Raw genomic sequence first — 19,888 nt, 5'->3', positions numbered from 1 at the left:
GCGAAAATAGTGTGGTGGCGATAGTGAGAAGGATACACCTGTTCCCATGCCGAACACAGAAGTTAAGCTTCTCCGCGCCGAAAGTAGTTGGTGGGAAACTACCCGCGAGGATAGGGAGCTGCCACGCTGTTATTATTCCGGATTAGCTCAGTTGGTAGAGCATCTGACTGTTAATCAGGGTGTCGTCAGTTCGAGTCTGACATCCGGAGTTTTTTTTTACCTTGGAGAGTTGTCCGAGTGGTTGAAGGAGCATGATTGGAAATCATGTATACGGGTATTGACCTGTATCAAGGGTTCGAACCCCTTACTCTCCGTTAGAGGTCAGGCAACGTTGTGCAGAGTGATGCACGTAAATGAAAAAGAGCTGTTATATCAATGATATAGCGGCTCTTTTTTTGTATATTCATTTTTATCTTGTGCAACTGTATGAACTAAAATGCACCTAAATGAAGTCTTTTGTTGTCACGATGTTGTCACGGAATTAAACAGCATTATTTATCATCATCATTACTTTTTTTGGATTTCTTATCTAAATTATTTAAAGCATCTAAAATTTTATTATCAGATTTATCAGTAGCATGAAGGTAGATATTCATTGTTGTCGATAAGTCCTTATGTCCTAATCGCTTTTGCAAATCCTTAACAGTTAGATTAGGATTGTTATCAAGTAGCAATGTTCCATGTGTATGTCTGAATCCGTGAAGTGTTACGTTGTGATTTAAATCGATTGCATTATTTATTACTTTTTGCCATCTTCGTGGTGTATTGATGGAATAGTGATCATCAGTCGTAGTGCTGTAAAAAATATATTGGTTTTCCTGGTCCTTCAGGAAGACCTTTTTTTGTTGCAGCTTTTTCCAATTTTCTAGGACTGATACTGTTTCAGAATCAAGTATCAGGTTCCTGATATCTTCATTCTTAGTAGATTGAATGCTGTAGCCTTGATTATCGATGAATACCAGGGCTTTATTGATCATAATCTTATTACCATTGAGGTCTTTCCACTTTAAAGGAAGGATTTCCTCACGTCTTAAACCAGTAAATGCTATGAGTCTAAAGAAAGCATATTTTTCATAGTCGGATTTTCTAGCCATTTTTAAAAATCGTTCTTGTTCTTCAATAGTATAGAAATTTTTTCGATTTCTTTTCTTTTCAACCTCATCCATTCTGTTGCTACGCTTTGGAATAGATAAACGATCCATTGGATTTCTTGATATGTAATCACGTCTAATAGCTTCTTTAAACACGCTATTAGTATAGTTGCATACAATTTTGTAATGAATCAGATTGGCTACCCAATTATCCAGGGCTCTTTGACAGTCATTCACATCAATATCTTTAATATACTTTTCGCCGAAAAAGGGGATTATATGAAGTTCAAATACTTTTTTAGTTTTATAAAAAGTTGTTGGCTTAACTGTATTCATGTAACTACTAAGCCAAGCTTCATATATCTCTTGGAATTTAATATGGCCACCATGGCGGTCAAAGTCATTATTAAGTATTTCCTCCCTCAGATTGATGTAGGCAATCTCTGCTTCATTAGGTGTATAGAAACCACGTTTGGTAGTTGTGTGCTTGTCGTCGACCCTTATAGCAAATTTATATCTAGTTTGGCCATTCTTTAGAACATAGGGTTTTATTGTTTTTGAAACTCGTTTTCTAGGCATAAAATGCAACCTTTCATAAAAACGTAAGAAATCACGTTTTTTTAATTTTATATGTATGTAATTGGTACACTTAAATAATTAATTTTCGAGAAAACAGGAGATATTTTGAAATTTAGGGGCACGTATGTTCTTTTGACGTTAAAAATAAAAAGCCAATTAAGGCTTTATTTTGTTAGTAATGCGACTAGTAGACTAGTGAAAACCGCTCCAAAAATTCCTAGAATCCAATATAATATCTTATTGCTTGATTCAATTTGAGACTTCATACTAGTTATTTTTTCTTCGATGACATCTGATCGATGATCAATTTTTTCGGATAATAATTCTTGGGTGTGTTTAAGTTCCTCTTTGGTAGCGTATTTATCCATATCAGATCCACCTCCATCATTATTATAGTGATCTGAACTACTCTTACCAATTGTATCACTATCGAAGAAATTTATATCTTCAAGTGGAACGCGTTTAATTTTTTCATTATTAATAGGTATTACTTTATTATCCATCTATTTGCCCTGTTGAAGATAATAAGCAGGTATGACCGTACTAAAGAGATTTTCTCTGCTCATTTCTCCATCCTTTAATGATTCTCTATTTATAACAATATTCACCCCTAATAAATTAAAATTAGTACCAATGAAAGGTGATTTAAGTTCAAAGGTATAATCTAACTGAAAAACCCCGTTGTTTGATTGCAATTTTGGATTATCGGAATTAATTAACTCATTAACATTAGCCTTTATTCCGGCTGCTGGTTTTATACGTTCAAAGCCGTCAGGGCTGGGTGTATCCGATCTGTTATTCATAGCGTATAAATTAAAATCTAGGGACTGTATTATATTTGTTCCCATGGGTATATAAGTATCTACTTTTAAATTGATTTTTATTTTTGAATTATCATTGTCAGAAGTATATATTTCTCCTTCTAATAGTTTGATTTCAAATTTTGTAATGCAGGCGTCATAATTGACAGTATATTTATCGAAAGGGTTTTTCATGTAAATTCCTCCTAAAAAACGTACTTTTTATAAATTTCAATTTTATCTAAATCCAAATATTTGCAAAATATTCGCATCAACATAATTTTTGTATAAAAGAATCATTGTCCAGTATAGTTACCATTCTCATCAATATAGCCTTGTTCCATTCCTGTTTGAAGCTGTTGTTCGCCAAATGTTTTCATATTCTCTGGTGTACTTTGCAATGCTTGTAAAGTAGACATGCCGTGGTCAGCTTTATAAGCAGCAGGGGACTCACCATATTTGTTAACAAATCCTGTTAAAGTATTCTCATCATATGAGATACCGTTACTTGCTTGTTGTTGTGTATTCTGATTACTTTGAGCAGGTTGTTGCTGGCTTTACTGATTGTTGGTATTTGTACCTGATGCTTGTTGAGATTGCTGAGAAGTCTGATTTTGAGCCTGTTGGCCATTATTAGTTTGTTGTGAATCAGTTTGATTTGATTCTTGTTGATTGCCGTTATCAGTATTCTTTTGATTAGACTTATTAGAAGACTTTTTCTTTTTAGAAAGGGTCTTCTTTTTTGTGGTTTTCTTTTTAGCCACCGCTGTTGTTTTATCATTTTTGTCAGCAGAAGAACTGGATGACTTGTTATTTGAACATGCTACTAGTGAAAGAGTAGTAACAATTAGTAGAGCAGAAGTAATAATACGTTTCATTTCGATATCCCCCATATCGTGAATAATAGATTCCAGAGTTACTGTTAATTATTTTTGTGTTATATAAATTAATAAAATATAAACCCTAATATTCCAAAGCCAATGATTGATTATATTCAACTGCTTCTGGAATCTCATGAAAGTCAACCGTCAAATCCTTATATTCTTCTAAGACTTTTTCAATTTCATCAATTGATACGTGAAAATATTCTTTTCTATTATTAACTTTGTTGATACGTTTATCATTAAAACGTTGGTGTAATTCGGCTTCTAGTGAATATGCATCATATGAGAATATAAATGCATGAACATCAAATTTGAATGGAACAGATGCGGATCCTAATTCATCAATCCGTTCTTGAGGATCAAGTCTCCTTGTAACGCCAATTTTTACTACATCTGGTCCAAAAGAGCCGATATTTGAAATTATATAGACATAACCAGCCGTGGCATTTTCTTGTCGATAATCCAAATCGTTTTTCTCTGCTTCACCTTTAGAGATATTTTGATTTAGTTCATCAATGCTTTGCTGAACGTCGTCACGTTCTTTTCCCTCTAAAGTCGATAATTTAGCAGTAAGTTCTACGAGTGCTTTTTTATAATGATCAAGTTCTTTATTTAATTTCTTTTGAGCGTCTTGGATTTGCTTTTGTGCTTTTTTATCTTCTCGTTCACGTTCACGCTGTTCACGTAATTCGTCTTTTTCCTCTTGTTTCTTTTCAGAGTATTCATATGCTAGATGTAGTTCATCTATCTTGCTGTCCAAGTATTCAGGCGCAATAGAAATTCCATTCGGATCATTTAGTTTATTCAATTGGTCGTAGGATTTATGTATACGTTTCTCTATACGATCTATATTAGAATAAGTTATTTTGTTGATTGCAGCTTCGCATTCACCATTAAAGGCTCTAATCAGTTGTTTTCCGTTTTTCTTTTGCATTGAGCGGCCTTTTGCTTCTGAGTTGTTTAAGGTCATTGGGGTGAAAATAGAGTATGCTTCAAAGCTACGAATCATTCTTTTTTGTGTTTGACGGACCTCATCAAGACGAGCCTTATATCCAAGAGAATTTGCAAAATCATACCGTGGTTTATAGAGTCCGTATGACTGCATGTTCAATTTATCTTCAGTGTCATCCAATTCCTTTTTCAGTGATGATATTTGTGAAGTTAAATTCGAAATTTCATTACGTAAATTGGACTCTTCGGTGGTTAATTTAGACAATGTGCTTTCATGCGTTTTCACTATGTTACTAAGTTCAGATTTTTTTGAGCTTAATTCATCTTGTTTCTTTTTAATTAGTTCATTTAATTCAGCCGGTTTCATTTGACTAGCAGTTAATTTTAAATTGGCCTGTTGAGTAAGTTCATTGTTCCTATTTGTGAGTTCGGCGTTTTCATTTTTAAGTGTTTCTATAGTTTCTTTGTACTGCTGTGTTTTGAATAAGTCAGAAAGTGACATCATTTTACCCCTTACAAAATAGTTTTTTTGTCCTCATATCTTGAATGTATTTTATATACCTAGAATTTGCTTCTTCTTGGAACTGTCTAAAATAAAAAGCCGTTTCCGGCTAATTATTGATTTAAATTTAAAGTTATGTCGTAATCATGTTGAGCATTTTCATCTTCATAATTGTCTGTATCGTAGTAAGCATCAAACTTAAGACGTAATGTCTTCATATCACTAATCTTACTTAGCTTTTCAATAGGGAAGAGGATATCACCTTGTTTTGTAACACCTTTGGAGATTTCTCCCGCCCAATTTTCTTTGTACCCTTTAACGGTATCAAGAACAGCATCTACTTGTTGTCCGTCGTTTGTTACTAAGGTACCTTGATCAGGATAAGTCGTAATGTCTCTGTTAGCTGCGACACTCATATGAATGATAATATAGCCCTCAGCTTTAGTATTTGAGTCATCATCTGAAGTGTATGGATTCAATTTAAAGATAGATACCTTTGAGACTTTAATGTTGGCTGGTTGCCAAGAATTATCATTAAATGAAACGTCATAAGATTTTTGATCTAAAATCTTGTGATTATCGTAATTGATATCCAAGGTATCTTTATTTGAAGATGATTTTGTACCTTTTTCTGTTTGTGTTGTAGTGTGTCCAGATGCCTTATTAGAAGTATCGTCATCGGATGAGCTTCCACCACTACCAATCATTCCAAAAATAATAACAACTAAGACAACAACAATAAGCCAAAACCACCAAATTTTATAGAATGGTTTATTATTTTTCATCCTAGTTCACCCCCTTAGCATTTTTTGATGGGTGATGTAGGAATACGAATACAGTTCCAACGATTAATACAACCATAGCAGGGAATGCCATAGCACCTGACAAGAAGAATAGAGCGTTACCAATAATTCCTAGAACAGGTCCAACAATTGAAATATTGTGTTGTTTACTTTGAATTAGAGCAATAACATTAATAATTAAACCGATTGCGGCCATAACATAGAAGAATGTTCCTGCACCGTTTGTCATACTTGTACCATCAAATGCATCACTTGCAGCCGTACTAAAAATAACAGGCCATGAAACTGCAAACAAAACACAGTTAATAATATCTAGAATCCCAGTCCAGATGTTTATTTTTAGATTCTTCATAATAAAAAAATCCCCCCTAAATTTCAGCTTTTAATGTCGTCAGTGTTTGGACATTTTTTAAATAAGCTTTTTGTACAATTGGTTATAATGATTTTTTTATTTCTCTAATAACTATATCTTCGAGATGATATGGAATACTAAAATGATCCATAAATTGATGTACATTTATATCCCAAGCATTTTTGTCTTCCAAATATGGCGGAAGTAGTAAGGAAATAGCATACTCGTTGGCTTCTAACTCCATGCCATACTTATATGGAGTGAAATAGAGGACTTTAGTTGATTGTTGACCAGATAAAATATGTCCCAATTCATGAGCCAGTTGAAAAGTAATTTCCGATTTGTTATGCCATCTTGAGTTCATGGCTATACATCTGGCTTCTATATCAGTCGCCGGTGGTGTATATGGATCTAAAGTATCAAAAAAGACTACGGATATATTATTGTCAAGAGCGATGTTCATCAAGTAAGGTTTAATTTCATTATTTGTCATTTTTTCCACCCCTAAAAAATCTTCTCATTATTTCAAGATCTTCAGGTGGAATAGGTTTCCCTTCATATGACATAACAACGTCGTCATCAGCTAAATCAACGTATTTCTTTTTATAATCTTTGTCCGAATATCCAGCAAGTTTCATTAATTTATCGTAATCAGTATTATAAACTTTTGATAAGACTTTAAGTGTCTCAGGAGATGGGCTAATCTTATTTCCTCTTCTGCTTACACCTTTTTCAAGGTCCGATATATAACTATGACTGATCTTTCCATTAGTTCTTTTGGAAACGTCTCTCAATGATTCTTTACCACGCAATTCTCTTAAATAAGAGCCTAATTTGTCAGGCATATTTTCCACCTCCTAATAGTATTGTAATATATAGTTTACAAAAAAATGCAATCTTTTTTGTAAAACATGGTTTACAAATAGTAAGATATGTATTACTATATTTCTTGTAAGATAAAGTTGACAAGGAGGTTAAGAAAAAATGAATAACAAAATTTCTGTTTTAAGAAAATCTAAGGGTTTAACGCAAACCGAACTGGCTAAAAAGATTGGTATATCAAGACAATATTTGCGAGATATTGAGATCGGAAAGAGTGTACCCTCGGTGAGCATAGCTAAGGGCTTTTCAGATTTTTTTAATAAATCAATTGATGATATTTTTTTTGAAAATAATGTCGTACATGGTTTACAAAAAACCTGATTATCAACATCTTAATAGTACACAAACACCGATTAACACATCCATGTCTAATCGTTACCTCAAGTTTACTAATAAGCTGTTTCAGCTATAGACAGGATATGGAGACAAATAAACGAGAAGGGGATGATAACGGTGAAAAATGAAGAAATCGAGTTATTAAAAGAATTAAAGAATGAATTAATTAAAACTCGAAGAATGATTTTCTTTATACATTGTCAAAATTATTACGATAAATATGGTATTTATCCTGATGCACTATATGAAGTTGATCCTGAAGAATTAAAAAAAGTCGGTATCAATTTAGATACCGACAAAGATATTTACAACTATCAGAAGGAATCAAGAAAATGAAAACAAGTAAACCGAAAATTAATATTGATGTTCGTTTAAATTCTTTAGATGAACAAAAAGGGTTGCTACTTCAGATTCTCTAAGGAGGTAGTAGAGATGATAGACCAAGGTGAAGAATACTTTATATTTTCATCAGCAAGAAGATTCAAAACATATGAGGACGCAAGTGATTTCCGAGATAAATATTTTCCTGGAGAGCCAGTTATGACACTTCTTTCACGTGAAAAGGCAGAGAAACTTCTTTTGTCTCGGAAAAAACAAAACCACGCTTTGGACGTAAACACTTTGGAACGAAACGTGAATGACGAAGGCGACCAAGTAAATTATGAGGTTGAGCAAGCTTCATCAAAACTATCCCATTTTCGCATGGTTCCTTGGAATGAAAAATTAAATCCAGTTGAACAAAACCGTGTGATTGTACGGTTCCATAGTTGGCCTGTGGCAGCCATACTGCAATTGGTTCATTGGATATTCCGTCGGCATTAACGGAAGTAATTGATTCAGCCTTTATACCGTTTAAGTTATTCATGCTGTTAAATGTGAGATTTGTGTAATAAAAAACTTCATGAGTATTTAAAGTTACTCTGAGATCAAAAAAACTTACATCATCTTCTGAAGGATTAATAAGCCACACAGATAAACGCTGAGTACTTGATTTTTTATTAACTAGGGAAGTTCCATTATTTAGGCCAATTTCAGAGATTCGTTGAGTTTTTTCGTCAGCTCGCACAATTAGCTTTGAATGTTCCTGTTTCCAAGCTATAAAGCCAGCTATTGCAGTAATAATCGCAATCCATTGAGTAGATATTTGTTTTATAAGCCAATCAATCATTTTTTACCTCGTTAAATGGGAAAAGGTTTAATTGTTTTATCTTAGTTAGATTCATGTTATTCACCACCTTTCTTATTCAAATTATAGACGTTATGTACAGATACGAAAGGCAAAAAAGGAGGTGATTGTTTTGAACGATGTGGATATTTTCGCAGAGTTTTTAACAATGAAATATGAGAAAAATATAAGTCCTGGGCAATTAGCAAATGCCGCAGGCGTCAGTGAACGAAGTACATACGATTGGATGTATAACAAGCATATTCCAGACAAGTATTTGGATTCAATCACTTCATATTTTAAAGATGGATTCTTTACTTACGCTGTAATTTGCTACAAATACAATTATCCGTTTATTGATTTTAGAAAGAGATACCGAAGTGATTCATTATCAATGATTCTCGCTTGTGTGAAGGAAGCTCATGAAAGTGATTTAGCCTTTACTGATTTAGAAGAAATCCTTAGCCAAGTCGAAGATGATGACAATATTAGATATTCCAGGGATGTTAAAGAAGTAACGGAGTCAGCAGCAATATCCTTTATAATCTCGATTCAATTGGGATATGAACGACACATGACACCAAAACTAGTAATGATTGAAGGTCGAAAATAATGGCAAAAGCAAATGAATTCTTAACCGTCGATGAAGCTGCAGCATATGCATTGGTTAAGCGTAGAACCATCTACAACTGGTTACATCAAGGCTTACCAAGTTACAAGTTAGGCAGACGTCGTATTGATCCAGATGATTTAGATGAGTTCATCAGTAAGAAAAAACAAAATATTTTAATTTAAGGAGTTTTGATTATGTTTGATCCAGAGGAATACAAGAGACAAAGAAAACTAGCAAAGAGCTCTTTCAAAATTGAACAGGTTCCAGAAAAGACACTATTACTAATCAAACAAGGGTTCTCAAACATGGAGGAATCATTTGATACGCAAATACCTGAAGAACTCATTTACGAATGGTCTGAAGCTGATTTAAATGCAAGCTTGATTCGTTCAGAAAAGGATAAATATACGTACAGATTCACATTTTAGGAGGTGATACAGATGTTTACATCAGATGCAATCTTTGGTTTTGGGATGTTTATTGTAATTGGTTTAGGAATTGGTTCAGTTGCCGAAGAAGAAGGAGGTTTCCTAAATATGTTTGATATTGATGATAAGAAACGTAAATCAGTTCAAAAGTTTTGGCACAAGCATCTTGATTCATTGTTTGGCAAATCAGATAAGGTCACTACTGATACTTATACAGACCGTACACCTGAAGCCATAAAAAAAGACTCTCTATCCACTAAATAGAGAGTCCAAGGTATTACTAATAATTTATACATTTATTTTAACACAAAAGGAGAATCACACTATGGTTGATTTTAATTATGATGTTCATTTATCCGATGAACAAAGCAAGATTGATGAAGATAGCTTATATGAACGTAAGCAAGAAGAATGGGACATTTTAGCAGATAAGGGAGAGGAATATTAATCATGACAAATGAAGTTAGTAGAAAAGACGACAAAATGGAAGTTGAATATAAAGTCAATGGTCAAAACATCAAATTGACGGGCAACATGGTCCAGAACTTTCTAACAAATGGTAATTCAAAGATTACACCACAAGAAACCATGATGTTTTTATCATTGTGCAAATATCAAAAATTGAATCCATTTATTAATGAAGCTTACATCATCAAATATGGATCAGCACCAGCTCAAATTATTGTTTCCAAAGAGGCCTTTATGAAAAGGGCTGAATCGAATCCAGACTATGACGGTATTGAAGCAGGTTGTATTGCTATCAATGAAGATGATGACGAGCCTAGATATACCAAGGGTGCTTTTATTCTTCCAGATGAGACCTTAGTTGGTGGTTGGGCACAAGTTTATCGCAAAGATAGAAAAATACCTACAAGAATTGAAATTTCATTAACTGAGTTTCAAAAAACAAAAAATGGACGTCCATCATCAACCTGGGCTTCCATGCCGGCCAATATGATAAGAAAGACCGCTATGGTAAATGCTTTACGTGAGGCATTCCCACAAGATTTAGGAAACATGTACACAGAGGACGATAAACAAGAAGCTAGTGAAACACCTAAAAATGCAAGTCAAGCATCTCAAGGCAATATAACAAATATCAATGATTTGGCAAAGACCAAAAAGGAACAAATTAAAGTAGCTAACGACCCTAAGGATGTCACCCCTAAAGCTGAAGATAAAAAGCCTGTTCAAAAGGTTCAAGTACGTAAGCCCGTTGATCTAAATCAACTAGATAAATTTGAAAAAGAACAAAAAGCGTTTTTGAAACAAGCTAAAGAAGGAGGAATTGATGACGATGCTGAAACAAATGGATCAGAGCCAGTTAAAGAAGACCCAAATCAAACAGAACTCTTTGACACAAAATAATTACTACGATTTATCTACTGATATTTCTTGGCAATCGCCAACTTTCTTCAAAAAGTTTTTAGCATGTGAAGCTGAAACTATGGCAGAACTTAACAAAGAATACAAGCCAGATTTTAAAGAAGCGCTGTTAGTTGGAAATTATCTACATACTTATTTTGAAAGTCCAGAAGCACATTTGAAGTTTGTATTTGATAACAAGTGGGATATCTTTTCAAAAAAGAAAGCCACTAAGAAGGATGCTGCTGATGGTTTAGATAGAAATGGGCAGGTTCTAAAGAACAGTATTACTGCGCCATTTGAACAAGCTGAGAGAATGATACAGGCTCTGGCAACTGATGAAGGTTTTATTGATAACTATCAAGGTGATAAAGAAGTTATCGTTACAGGTCAAATTGACGGTGTTAACTGGAAGGGCAAAGTTGATTGTTTAAATCTTGATAAAGGTTACTTCATTGATCTAAAAACTACTCAGCAACTTGATAAAAAATATTGGAATGTTGAGGAACATGGATGGGATTCATTTGTAGCTCATTGGAATTATCAACTTCAAATGTACGTCTATCAACAGCTAATACTTCAAACGTATGGAGTTTTATGTACACCATACATAATTGCCGTAACTAAAGAAAAGATTCCTGCCAAGGCTATTATTTCGATTCCAGAAGAAAGAATGCTGGAAGCTGAAGATCAGATTTATGAAATGCAGGACCATATTGAAGATGTTAAAGCCGGACGTGTTGAACCAACTAGATGTGGCAAATGTGATTATTGTAAGTCAACCGCAAAACTAGGAAAGATTGTCAGCATGGATGACTTAATAGAATAGGGGGTGCAAATTTGGATTACTTCAAGCAAAGACGAGCTTACAGAAAGCTGAAACGGGACCAAATAGACATCTCAACTGGTCAAAATAATCTGTATCGCGAGTTATTGGACTATGCGAACGATGAGTACCAGCTGGATACGCTATTTACCTTAAAGAATTCTGCGTTGCTTGATCTTACTGGATTATCCGAAGCCGGAATGAAAAAGGCTAGGAATGAATTAGTTCAACTTGGATTAATCAAATACGTCCCTGGTAAGAGAAACCAACAAAAACCGAAATACCAAATAATCAAGCTTTACAGTACCAGTTGGGACACTACAAACAGTAAAAGTAGCTCAACTGGTACCCCAAACAGTAGCTCAACTAGTAACCCTACTAGTAGCTCAACTGGTAGCTCCAAAGAACTTACTAGTACTAGTACTTATAACCTAACTAGTAACTCTAATAATAATCAAGATGATCCTAATCCATTCGTGCCATTGATCAACATGTACCAGCAAGAGTTTGGAATCATGTCACCGACAGCCAAACAACAAGTATTTGATTCAGTCAGTGACTTTACTAAGGGCGGTGCTACCGATCAACAAGCTTCTGAAATTATCCAGTATGCCATTAGCATTGCTGTTAGTTATAACAAGCGATATTGGAATTACACCAGCAAAATACTTGATGACTGGGTTAATCATAGTTTATTTGATCTGGACAACATCAAAGCTTATCAAAATAAACCACATAATCCAAAAGGCAGCTACAAGAATTTTAATCATAAGCCTAAAGAACAGGCAACTGATTGGGACAAGTTAAAAGCTAAAGAACCTTTGGATAACTCGAGCAATTTACAAGATAGATTAAAAAAATTAAGGGATGAAAAAAATGTTACAAGGCAAGACAAAAACACTGTCATATAGGCGTCCACAGGCACCTGTTTCAGATGATAGACGGACAGTTATAGACGAAATATCCAGAGAAAGCGTGTATCTGGAAAGAGTAATTGACAATTTACAACATCAATTTGAGCACATGGATTATTTGAGAAATAATCACTCTGATTTATTTTCAAGTCCATTTCTCATGCTGAAGCTTGAAAATTCACTTCTCAATGCGTACAGCTTACGGAAATGCTACGATGCTGAGCTTAGAAAGTTGGTGGCTGAAAATGGTTAAGTTTGATCTAAGAGATTTGCTAATTCCAAGAAATTTGACATTAAGAGAGTTTTCTGAAATATCAGGGATCAATTATTGGACCGTAGTACACATGTCACAGAGAACGTACAAGTCAATAAAGATCACTGATGTTGAGAAAATCTGCGAGGCTTTAGACATCATGCCAAATCAATTATTCGGATACGAAAGTAAGAGAGAGATAGCAAGTGAGTAATCAATTGAAATTAATAATCGATGGTGAACCAGTACCAGCCTCACGTCCTCGTTTTAGCTCACAAGGTGGCAAAAAGAGAGGCTATATCGACAAAAAATATCGGATTTACAAAAATGGAATCAAAATGCTGTACTGGGATAAGTATCATAACAAACAGCTTTTTGAAAAAGGTGCTCCTCTCGTTGCACACATACGCTTTTACAGAAGAATCCAAAAAGGATTATCCAAAGAAGAGCATAAGAGGCGTGCTAATCATGAGGTAAAGCCGACTGTGAAGCCCGACTTGGACAACTACGAGAAAGCTATTTTTGATGGCTTAGCAAAGGCTTGGTTCGATGATGGGCAAATTTGGAAACACGACACTGAAAAGAATTACGACGAGCACCCACGTACTGAAATTTTAATTGAGGAGTGGAAAAATGGACGATTTAGTAATTATGAAAGATCAGCAAGCAGTAACTAGCAGCTTACAAGTAGCGAAAACATTTAATAAGAACCATCGAGATGTATTGAGAGCAGTTGATGATTTAAAAGAGGGGGTTGCGCAAAATTGGGCAGACCTATTTTACGAAGATACATATACTCATCCTCAAAATAAACAGCAATATCGAATTATTTATATGAATAGTGATGGATTTACGCTATTGGCTATGGGATTCACCGGCAAAAAAGCAATTAAATTTAAGCTTAAATACATTGAAGCCTTCAACAAAATGGAAAGTCACATTAAAACTGGCGGTTTCAAAGTTCCATCAACAATGGCAGAAGCTTTACGTCTAGCTGCGGATCAGCAAGAACAAATTGAAACTATGAAGCCAAAAGCTAATTATTTTGATAAAATCATGGCTAGTAAATCATTAATGATTACTACGACAATCGCAAAGGATTATGGAATGAGTGCCAAAGCATTTAATGACCTACTTAAAAAACTCAAGATTCAATACAAATTGGGTGGCATCTGGTATTTATATTCTAAATATCAAGATAACGGCTGGGTTAGCTCATCAACACGAATGATTGATGGCAAGCCACGTACCTTAACCAAATGGACACAAAAAGGTCGTGTAGGACTATACAACCTATTAAAAGCTCACGATATTGTTCCTATGATTGAAAAGCTAGATATTACTACTGTGACTATTGGAGGGCAACAATGATAAATATTGATAAAAAAAAGGCCAATTCAATTAAGAATTGGCAGAATATAGTGATTGTAAATAATGATTCAGAGCCAATTGCCGTAATTTCAGACAATCAGATAATATTGAAAAGTGGTTATAAATATGAGATTGATGTTGGATTAGACAATTAGCCCAAATTATTAATATTGTGCAGAACGAAAGTTCTTATACAAGATGGAGTGTAAAATGTACAAAAATAACTTAAAAAAAATACTCAAATCTAAAAATATTAATCAAAGTGAGTTATCAAGAATTGCCAATGTGCCACGGACAAATATAGTTTCTATTATTAACGGTAAAATAAAGAATCCAACTATTGGATTGATGATTAAGATTGCTGATGCACTTAATATTAGTTTAGATGAATTTAGAGGTGATAATACAAATGATAAATAGAGTAGTCCTAGTAGGTCACCTAACACGTGATCCAGAACTTAGATATACGACGAACGGTGCAGCAGTTGCCAGTTTCACGATTGCCGTAAACAGACAATTTACTAATTCTCAAGGTGAACGTGAAGCCGATTTTATAAATTGTGTTATTTGGAGGAAAGCTGCCGAGAATTTCACCAATTTCACTCACAAAGGTTCACTTGTAGGTATTGATGGACGAATTCAAACACGTAACTATGAGAATCAGCAAGGACAGCGTGTATATGTCACTGAAGTGGTCGTTGAGAACTTCTCACTTTTGGAAAGCAGAAAAGATGCAGAAAATCAGCAGCAAAATTCCAGTAATACCAACGACTACAGCCATCAACCGCCGAAAAAAAGTAGAAACGATGCAGTAAACACAAAAAGTGATGTAGCAAATTCAAGGAGCGGTGATCCATTTGCTAATAATTCCAAACCAATAGATATCTCGGATGATGATTTGCCATTTTAAATAAGGTGGTGTGAATGATATGAATTACCAGGAGATTTACAGGGATTTTGTTAGAGAGAGATTTGTAGATGAGTCTCACAATATCATTCGTGCAATTCTTTATATTCATAGAAATTTTTATAAAACACCAAGGTCATTTCAACGGGCCGATAGAGAATTAGACGATGATATTAAAAATGAGATTATTCTAGGAATTTTAAAGGATGACAAGTTAGCAAGTAAATATAAATTATGTCGGATTTGATTATTAAACAAAGAGGTTAAACACATGACAAAAAAGTTAATCAATTTCAATTTATCCACGATGTCGGATGGTGGAGTACAAGAAAAGTTTGAACAAGAATTAAAAAAGGTTGCTGAAAATATCTTGGATCCAAATACCGATGCGAAGAAAAAACGTACCGTGACAATTACATTGACATATCTTCCAAATGACAACAGGGATGCTATCGCGGTTTACTCTGAAGTTAAGTCTAAGCTCGTTCCACAAGATGGGGTATCAACTACGTTACTCGTTGGTAGGAACTCTAATACAGGCTCAATCGAAGCTAATGAGCTTAAATCTGGGGCCAAAGGACAAACTTATTTCGATGAAAATGGGGATGTTCGTACTGATACTGGTGAAAAAGTTGAAGATGTCGAAGACAAAAAGGAAAAAGATAGTTCAAAAAAAGCTGCTCGAGTAATCGATTTACAAAAACAAAATACTAATATGGCATAGGTGATAGAAATGGCGGATTTAACTTATGAAGCGATTGAGAAGATTCAAGAAATGGCTGAAAAAGCCAATAGCAAAGATAGACTCGTTCAAATGGCTTGCTGACAATATGAAAAGGATGGTTTGTAATAATGATTGATGATGTATCAGCATGGGCATTACAAATAGCTGCAGAACAATTAGGATATGAAGACTTTAGTGAAGTCCCACCTCAAAGCATGGGAGAAGTTTATGAAATTGCTGAGGAAATAGACTATTAAAGTTTCGAAGATTAATGTAAAGGGGTTAAATAATGGGAGCAATCGAATCAAGTGATGAGACCAAGAACAAAATAATTCAATCAATTTTACAGGAGGACGAGCTTGCTAAAAGATTTAAATTGTGCCGTGTATGAAATGCGTTGCAATAAGTATCCGTGTGTTGAAATTGCTGATGCTTTACATATTAGCGATGAAGATGTTGAGTTTATTGACAAGGCCAATCAAGAACATTTGGCAAAATTAGAAATGATTAGATTAGGAAGGTTAAATCTTAGCGATTTTAATTAGATGATGAAAATGACAGATGATAATTTAGCAGTCTATCAAATGCGTGAAAATAGATATAAGAATAAAGAAATAGCAGCTGCTATGCATAAAGAGCTTTTTTATATAGAAGACATAATACGTCAAAATAACAGGATCGGTAAAAAATTATATAGAGAAGACGATGAATGGCAGCGGTTGAATGCTAGAAGGAATAAACATAGGAATGAGGCGTTAAGTAATGGTAAATCTTAAAGACATCAAAGTGAATATTAACGTTGATACGACAGATATTTCAATGAGCGACGAAGTTAAGAATGAGTGGGTCAATGATCCATTGGATAAAATGTTAGATAAATGGAAACATAGTGGGCCAAAGCAGAGACGATTGATTAAGATCAGCAAGTCAAAGAATCATAATTAGACAACAAAAAAGCCACCCACAAAGTGAGCAGCTAATTAATTGATTCCAGCAAATCAATTATATCATAAGTGGAGGCTGTATATATCGTGGGATTACTATTACCAGATATTGATGAAGAAAAAACAATTAAGAATGTTAAAAATTATTTTGAGCATGAATTTCCAAGATTAATTGCTCAATCTCACATGAGCCTCACGTATGTGCAGTCTCCAAGTTTTGATTGTATTGGGAGTGGAATTAATACAAGAAATACTCAAGAGGATAAAATTGTGGGTAAATTAGGTGCAAAGGAATATATCCAAATAACGATGAAACTTATTAGCAACTGTCCGCATGATTATATGGTTATTTTGAAAAATTATTATATCCATAATATGACGAACATTGATTTGCAAGAATTATTAGGCTATGGACAAACGCGATGTAATGAGCTAAAGAATATGGCTTTGCTATACTTTGCTGATGCTTTTATTGATTATTACGATTTGCATGTTTATATTCCAGAAAATAAAAAAAGCGATGTAATGCCGACGTATTAGCGATGTTTTAGTGATGAAAGAGCGTTACACAAGCGACCACTTTACGTGTTATATTAGTATTATCGAAAGATTAAGAGATATGCGGTTACTCTACCGCTTAAAAGGAGCTCATTTGTTAGAAGAGTTATGATAACGCTCTTCATTTCGTGAGAACACATGGGTGGGCTAAATTAAAAAAATAATTAGTATTTCCCTCAACAATATTTAAATGTTTTTCCTTCCAATTTAGCTTGAGGTTCGAATCCTCATTCTCACATTGGCCGGCGGAAAACGGTCATAAAATATAAAAGAAAACGTTAATTGATTCTTTTGTAAAACAACAACGGTAGTCGGTGGCGCAAAGGGTAACGCTAAATACAAATGATGGTGTATGGTTCGATTCCATGCCTGACTATATAAAGAAGATCAGTCAATTATGGCTGGTCTTTTTGTTTTGGAGGAAAATATGAAATTTGGTAAAGCAATTAAATTAATGAAGCAAGGCAAGAAAAAGCTTATAAAGATGTGGAACCATGAAGATGATTAATACACCTTGTGGCTACATGACACCACTAGAATATAAAATGATTAATTACATTGATCGTGATTTGAAAAAAAAGAGAGAAAAACTTAAGCCAAGAAAGTAGGTGATAATGTTGGCTAAGTCGAACATTGGCGAATGGATAACTTCCGAAGGACTACTTCAATTAGAAGGCTGGGCACGTGATGGCTTAACTGACGAACAGATTGCCCATAATATTGGAATTGTTCCATCTACGCTTTATGAGTGGAAAAAGAAGCAATCGGAGATATCGGAGGCCCTAAAAAAGGGAAAATCGGTTGTTGATCGTGAGATTGAGAATGCTCTATTCAAGCGTGCCAAGGGTTTTACAGCTACTGAGACACAATATAAAGTAGTTGCAGTTGACGATGAATTAATTGAAGTCAGAAGACGTGACTACGCTAATAAGTGGAAGTTGAAACATCCAGATGCTTCTAAACAAGAAATAGAGGATGCTGCTATCAAAGGCGTGAAAACCACTAGAAGAATCAAGTTAGGAGTAGTTGAAAAGGATATTCCACCTGATACGACCGCTGCTATATTCTGGTTAAAGAATCGTAAGCCTGAAGAATGGCGTGATAAGCATGAGACTGAGTTATCTGGTGGCTTAAACGTTCATAACCCATATGCAAATCTTACTGATGCCGAATTGAAGAAGATTGCTCATGAACAGAAGTGACTGGATCAGACGTGGTGCAGAGATTGAATTAGCAAGAAGACATTTTTTTGATTTTTGCAAGTTGAGAATGCCTGACTTTTATAAACCCAACCGTACATACTTGGTTGATTTATGTAATGATTTGGAAGAATTCTTAACTAGCGATGATCAAATACTAGTAGTTAATGAACCACCACGACATGGAAAGTCTTTGACGGCCACCAATTATGTTGAGTGGCTACTTGGAAGGGATGGCACTGAAAGAATCATGACTGGATCATATAATGAAACGTTATCCACTGTATTTTCTAAGTCAGTTCGTAATACCATTCAAGAAGTTAAAGCCGATGACAACATACTTGTTTATAATGATATTTTTCCAGACACTCACATTAAATATGGTGATGCTGCTATGAATATGTGGAGTCTTGAAGGCAGTCCGGTTAACAACTACCTTGCTACATCACCAAGTGGTACGGCCACTGGTTTTGGTGCTGATCTAATTATTATTGATGATGTTATCAAGTCAGCTCAAGAAGCTAATAACGCTAATCGATTAGATGATATTTATCATTGGTACATTGATACAATGCTTTCACGTCTTGAAAAAGGTGGCAAAGTTTTAATCATCATGACACGGTGGGCCAGTGGCGATCTGGCTGGACGTGTGCTGACTGAGATGCCGAAAGCTGGATACAAGGTCAAACATATTAACATGAAGGCTCTACAAGATGATGGAACGATGTTGTGTGATGATGTCCTATCACTTGCTGAATACAAGCAAAAGACATCGGTCATGAGCCCTGAAATTGCAGCTGCTAACTACCAGCAAGAGCCAATTGACTTGAAGGGTACTTTATATCAGAAGTTCAATACATACACGAAACAACCTGAGTTCAGTGGTATCTATGCATATTGTGATACTGCTGATGAGGGTAGTGATTATCTTGTATCAATCGTATATGGGATGTACAAGCAAGAACCCTATATATTAGATGTGGTCATGACACAGGAACCAATGGAAGTCACTGAATCTTTGGTTACTGAAAGTTATTACCGAAATAAGGTTAACCTTGCTAGAATTGAATCTAACAATGGTGGTAAAGGATTTGCACGTCAGGTTGATACCAAATTAAAGAATGAGTATAAAACAAATCGTACTGTTATTAATTGGTTTCACAATAGTCAAAATAAGGATGCACGTATTCTATCTAATTCGAGTTGGGTAGAAGAACATATGCATTATCCTGAGGACTGGAAGTCACGTTTTCCAGTCTTTTTTGATGCAATCAAGAAGTATCAACGTGCTGGTAAGAATCTGCATGATGATGCTTCAGATGCTTTAACTGGTGTTGCTGAATCAGTTATGTCAATGGAAACTAATAACCACAGTCAAAACAGAAAGCAACAAATTAAGAGTTTAAGAAATCTAGGACTAATTAATTAGAAAGGAGCTGAT

General features: G+C 34.7%; 35 protein-coding genes, 2 tRNA genes and 1 rRNA gene. 27 read left to right on the top strand and 11 right to left on the bottom strand.

From position 1 onward, the window contains the following. Positions 1–10: 10 nt before the first annotated feature. From rrf to FHL05_RS00575, 3 genes are all read left to right on the top strand, one after another. A 5S ribosomal RNA gene (gene rrf / locus FHL05_RS00585) occupies positions 11–127 on the top strand. Between the two features lie 9 nt (positions 128–136). Continuing rightward, positions 137–209 (top strand) — tRNA-Asn (locus FHL05_RS00580). Between the two features lie 14 nt (positions 210–223). Next, a tRNA-Ser gene (locus tag FHL05_RS00575) sits at positions 224–314 on the top strand. Positions 315–491: 177 nt separating this feature from the next. Here the strand turns inward: FHL05_RS00575 and FHL05_RS00570 are convergent. From FHL05_RS00570 to FHL05_RS00530, 10 genes are all read right to left on the bottom strand, one after another. After that, the gene (locus FHL05_RS00570; RefSeq protein WP_153385070.1) at positions 492–1,670 is read right to left on the bottom strand and encodes a tyrosine-type recombinase/integrase; all 1,179 of its coding nucleotides are present in this window, start codon (positions 1,668–1,670) and stop codon (positions 492–494) included. Positions 1,671–1,834: 164 nt separating this feature from the next. Next, positions 1,835–2,173: a hypothetical protein gene (locus tag FHL05_RS00565; protein ID WP_153385069.1), complete on the bottom strand. Its 339-nt coding sequence runs from the start codon at positions 2,171–2,173 to the stop codon at positions 1,835–1,837. After that, the gene (locus FHL05_RS00560) at positions 2,174–2,665 is read right to left on the bottom strand and encodes a hypothetical protein (protein ID WP_153385068.1); all 492 of its coding nucleotides are present in this window, start codon (positions 2,663–2,665) and stop codon (positions 2,174–2,176) included. 101 nt (positions 2,666–2,766) lie between these two features. Continuing rightward, positions 2,767–2,889: a hypothetical protein gene (locus tag FHL05_RS12660; protein ID WP_272950448.1), complete on the bottom strand. Its 123-nt coding sequence runs from the start codon at positions 2,887–2,889 to the stop codon at positions 2,767–2,769. Positions 2,890–3,027: 138 nt separating this feature from the next. Next, on the bottom strand, positions 3,028–3,348 hold the full coding sequence (locus FHL05_RS00555) for a hypothetical protein (protein WP_153385067.1): 321 nt from the start codon (positions 3,346–3,348) through the stop codon (positions 3,028–3,030). A gap of 85 nt (positions 3,349–3,433) precedes the next feature. After that, a complete protein-coding gene (locus FHL05_RS00550; RefSeq protein WP_153385066.1) occupies positions 3,434–4,807 on the bottom strand; it encodes an SNIPE associated domain-containing protein in 1,374 nt (457 codons plus the stop codon). 113 nt (positions 4,808–4,920) lie between these two features. Next, a complete protein-coding gene (locus tag FHL05_RS00545; protein WP_153385065.1) occupies positions 4,921–5,592 on the bottom strand; it encodes a hypothetical protein in 672 nt (223 codons plus the stop codon). A gap of 1 nt (position 5,593) precedes the next feature. After that, a complete protein-coding gene (locus FHL05_RS00540) occupies positions 5,594–5,962 on the bottom strand; it encodes a hypothetical protein (protein WP_010019093.1) in 369 nt (122 codons plus the stop codon). A gap of 82 nt (positions 5,963–6,044) precedes the next feature. Next, entirely contained in the window at positions 6,045–6,455 is a 411-nt protein-coding gene (locus FHL05_RS00535) for an ImmA/IrrE family metallo-endopeptidase (RefSeq protein WP_153521781.1), read from the bottom strand. Further along, positions 6,445–6,807, bottom strand: coding sequence for a helix-turn-helix domain-containing protein (locus tag FHL05_RS00530; protein ID WP_153521779.1), 363 nt, complete (start codon positions 6,805–6,807; stop codon positions 6,445–6,447). The genes FHL05_RS00535 and FHL05_RS00530 overlap by 11 nt, the downstream gene beginning before the upstream one ends. Before the next feature lie 139 nt (positions 6,808–6,946). Here FHL05_RS00530 and FHL05_RS00525 point away from each other — a divergent pair, with 139 nt between their 5' ends. Both FHL05_RS00525 and FHL05_RS00520 read left to right on the top strand, forming a co-directional pair. Continuing rightward, entirely contained in the window at positions 6,947–7,165 is a 219-nt protein-coding gene (locus FHL05_RS00525; protein ID WP_153521777.1) for a helix-turn-helix transcriptional regulator, read from the top strand. A gap of 123 nt (positions 7,166–7,288) precedes the next feature. Beyond that, positions 7,289–7,516, top strand: a complete 228-nt coding sequence (locus tag FHL05_RS00520; RefSeq protein ID WP_152999977.1) for a hypothetical protein — start codon at positions 7,289–7,291, stop codon at positions 7,514–7,516. 202 nt (positions 7,517–7,718) lie between these two features. On the opposite strand, the gene FHL05_RS00515 is transcribed toward FHL05_RS00520, so the two are convergent. Beyond that, a complete protein-coding gene (locus tag FHL05_RS00515; protein WP_153385061.1) occupies positions 7,719–8,348 on the bottom strand; it encodes a hypothetical protein in 630 nt (209 codons plus the stop codon). Positions 8,349–8,478: 130 nt separating this feature from the next. Here FHL05_RS00515 and FHL05_RS00510 point away from each other — a divergent pair, with 130 nt between their 5' ends. From FHL05_RS00510 to terL, 22 genes are all read left to right on the top strand, one after another. After that, positions 8,479–8,958 carry a hypothetical protein gene (locus FHL05_RS00510; protein ID WP_153385060.1) on the top strand — a complete coding sequence of 160 codons (480 nt, stop codon included), beginning with the start codon at positions 8,479–8,481 and terminating at the stop codon, positions 8,956–8,958. After that, the gene (locus FHL05_RS00505) at positions 8,958–9,140 is read left to right on the top strand and encodes a helix-turn-helix domain-containing protein (protein WP_010019101.1); all 183 of its coding nucleotides are present in this window, start codon (positions 8,958–8,960) and stop codon (positions 9,138–9,140) included. Before FHL05_RS00510 ends, FHL05_RS00505 begins: the two co-directional genes overlap by 1 nt. Positions 9,141–9,152: 12 nt before the next feature. Further along, positions 9,153–9,386 (top strand): hypothetical protein, encoded by a 234-nt coding sequence (locus FHL05_RS00500; protein ID WP_010019102.1) that lies wholly within the window; start codon positions 9,153–9,155, stop codon positions 9,384–9,386. Between the two features lie 12 nt (positions 9,387–9,398). Continuing rightward, complete coding sequence (locus FHL05_RS00495; protein ID WP_153385059.1) at positions 9,399–9,650, top strand: hypothetical protein; 252 nt, start codon at positions 9,399–9,401, stop codon at positions 9,648–9,650. Positions 9,651–9,711: 61 nt separating this feature from the next. Beyond that, entirely contained in the window at positions 9,712–9,834 is a 123-nt protein-coding gene (locus tag FHL05_RS12655) for a hypothetical protein (protein WP_272950446.1), read from the top strand. 2 nt (positions 9,835–9,836) lie between these two features. Further along, on the top strand, positions 9,837–10,754 hold the full coding sequence (gene bet, locus FHL05_RS00490) for a phage recombination protein Bet (protein WP_153521775.1): 918 nt from the start codon (positions 9,837–9,839) through the stop codon (positions 10,752–10,754). Beyond that, on the top strand, positions 10,678–11,580 hold the full coding sequence (locus FHL05_RS00485) for a PD-(D/E)XK nuclease-like domain-containing protein (protein ID WP_238333962.1): 903 nt from the start codon (positions 10,678–10,680) through the stop codon (positions 11,578–11,580). Before bet ends, FHL05_RS00485 begins: the two co-directional genes overlap by 77 nt. 11 nt (positions 11,581–11,591) lie before the next feature. Next, the gene (locus FHL05_RS00480; RefSeq protein ID WP_153385057.1) at positions 11,592–12,488 is read left to right on the top strand and encodes a DnaD domain protein; all 897 of its coding nucleotides are present in this window, start codon (positions 11,592–11,594) and stop codon (positions 12,486–12,488) included. Positions 12,489–12,679: 191 nt separating this feature from the next. Continuing rightward, positions 12,680–12,958 carry a helix-turn-helix domain-containing protein gene (locus FHL05_RS12780; RefSeq protein WP_153385056.1) on the top strand — a complete coding sequence of 93 codons (279 nt, stop codon included), beginning with the start codon at positions 12,680–12,682 and terminating at the stop codon, positions 12,956–12,958. After that, complete coding sequence (locus FHL05_RS00470; RefSeq protein ID WP_153521773.1) at positions 12,951–13,421, top strand: RusA family crossover junction endodeoxyribonuclease; 471 nt, start codon at positions 12,951–12,953, stop codon at positions 13,419–13,421. Before FHL05_RS12780 ends, FHL05_RS00470 begins: the two co-directional genes overlap by 8 nt. Further along, the gene (locus FHL05_RS00465) at positions 13,378–14,115 is read left to right on the top strand and encodes a Rha family transcriptional regulator (RefSeq protein WP_153521771.1); all 738 of its coding nucleotides are present in this window, start codon (positions 13,378–13,380) and stop codon (positions 14,113–14,115) included. Before FHL05_RS00470 ends, FHL05_RS00465 begins: the two co-directional genes overlap by 44 nt. Beyond that, positions 14,112–14,270 carry a hypothetical protein gene (locus FHL05_RS00460; RefSeq protein ID WP_153385053.1) on the top strand — a complete coding sequence of 53 codons (159 nt, stop codon included), beginning with the start codon at positions 14,112–14,114 and terminating at the stop codon, positions 14,268–14,270. The genes FHL05_RS00465 and FHL05_RS00460 overlap by 4 nt, the downstream gene beginning before the upstream one ends. A 55-nt stretch (positions 14,271–14,325) precedes the next feature. Then, entirely contained in the window at positions 14,326–14,535 is a 210-nt protein-coding gene (locus FHL05_RS00455) for a helix-turn-helix transcriptional regulator (RefSeq protein ID WP_010019121.1), read from the top strand. Further along, entirely contained in the window at positions 14,525–15,025 is a 501-nt protein-coding gene (gene ssb / locus FHL05_RS00450) for a single-stranded DNA-binding protein (RefSeq protein ID WP_153385052.1), read from the top strand. Before FHL05_RS00455 ends, ssb begins: the two co-directional genes overlap by 11 nt. A gap of 268 nt (positions 15,026–15,293) precedes the next feature. Then, the gene (locus FHL05_RS00445) at positions 15,294–15,746 is read left to right on the top strand and encodes a replication terminator protein (protein ID WP_153385051.1); all 453 of its coding nucleotides are present in this window, start codon (positions 15,294–15,296) and stop codon (positions 15,744–15,746) included. Between the two features lie 128 nt (positions 15,747–15,874). Next, the gene (locus FHL05_RS12650; RefSeq protein WP_272950445.1) at positions 15,875–16,003 is read left to right on the top strand and encodes a hypothetical protein; all 129 of its coding nucleotides are present in this window, start codon (positions 15,875–15,877) and stop codon (positions 16,001–16,003) included. Between the two features lie 102 nt (positions 16,004–16,105). Then, complete coding sequence (locus tag FHL05_RS00440; RefSeq protein WP_153385050.1) at positions 16,106–16,291, top strand: hypothetical protein; 186 nt, start codon at positions 16,106–16,108, stop codon at positions 16,289–16,291. A gap of 9 nt (positions 16,292–16,300) precedes the next feature. Next, positions 16,301–16,522 (top strand): hypothetical protein, encoded by a 222-nt coding sequence (locus FHL05_RS00435; protein WP_152999975.1) that lies wholly within the window; start codon positions 16,301–16,303, stop codon positions 16,520–16,522. Then, complete coding sequence (locus FHL05_RS00430) at positions 16,509–16,691, top strand: hypothetical protein (RefSeq protein ID WP_059074304.1); 183 nt, start codon at positions 16,509–16,511, stop codon at positions 16,689–16,691. The genes FHL05_RS00435 and FHL05_RS00430 overlap by 14 nt, the downstream gene beginning before the upstream one ends. Before the next feature lie 86 nt (positions 16,692–16,777). Further along, positions 16,778–17,230, top strand: coding sequence for an ArpU family phage packaging/lysis transcriptional regulator (locus FHL05_RS00425; RefSeq protein WP_010019135.1), 453 nt, complete (start codon positions 16,778–16,780; stop codon positions 17,228–17,230). A gap of 635 nt (positions 17,231–17,865) precedes the next feature. Further along, complete coding sequence (locus tag FHL05_RS00420; protein ID WP_153385076.1) at positions 17,866–18,450, top strand: helix-turn-helix domain-containing protein; 585 nt, start codon at positions 17,866–17,868, stop codon at positions 18,448–18,450. Continuing rightward, positions 18,437–19,876 carry a phage terminase large subunit gene (terL, locus tag FHL05_RS00415; RefSeq protein ID WP_153385049.1) on the top strand — a complete coding sequence of 480 codons (1,440 nt, stop codon included), beginning with the start codon at positions 18,437–18,439 and terminating at the stop codon, positions 19,874–19,876. The genes FHL05_RS00420 and terL overlap by 14 nt, the downstream gene beginning before the upstream one ends. Positions 19,877–19,888 lie beyond the last annotated feature (12 nt).

It is taken from the genome of Companilactobacillus halodurans, assembly GCF_009600995.1.
GTDB lineage: Bacteria > Bacillota > Bacilli > Lactobacillales > Lactobacillaceae > Companilactobacillus > Companilactobacillus halodurans.
The sequence above is the reverse complement of the archived record's forward strand: the minus strand, read 5'-3'. Positions and strand labels throughout refer to the sequence as shown.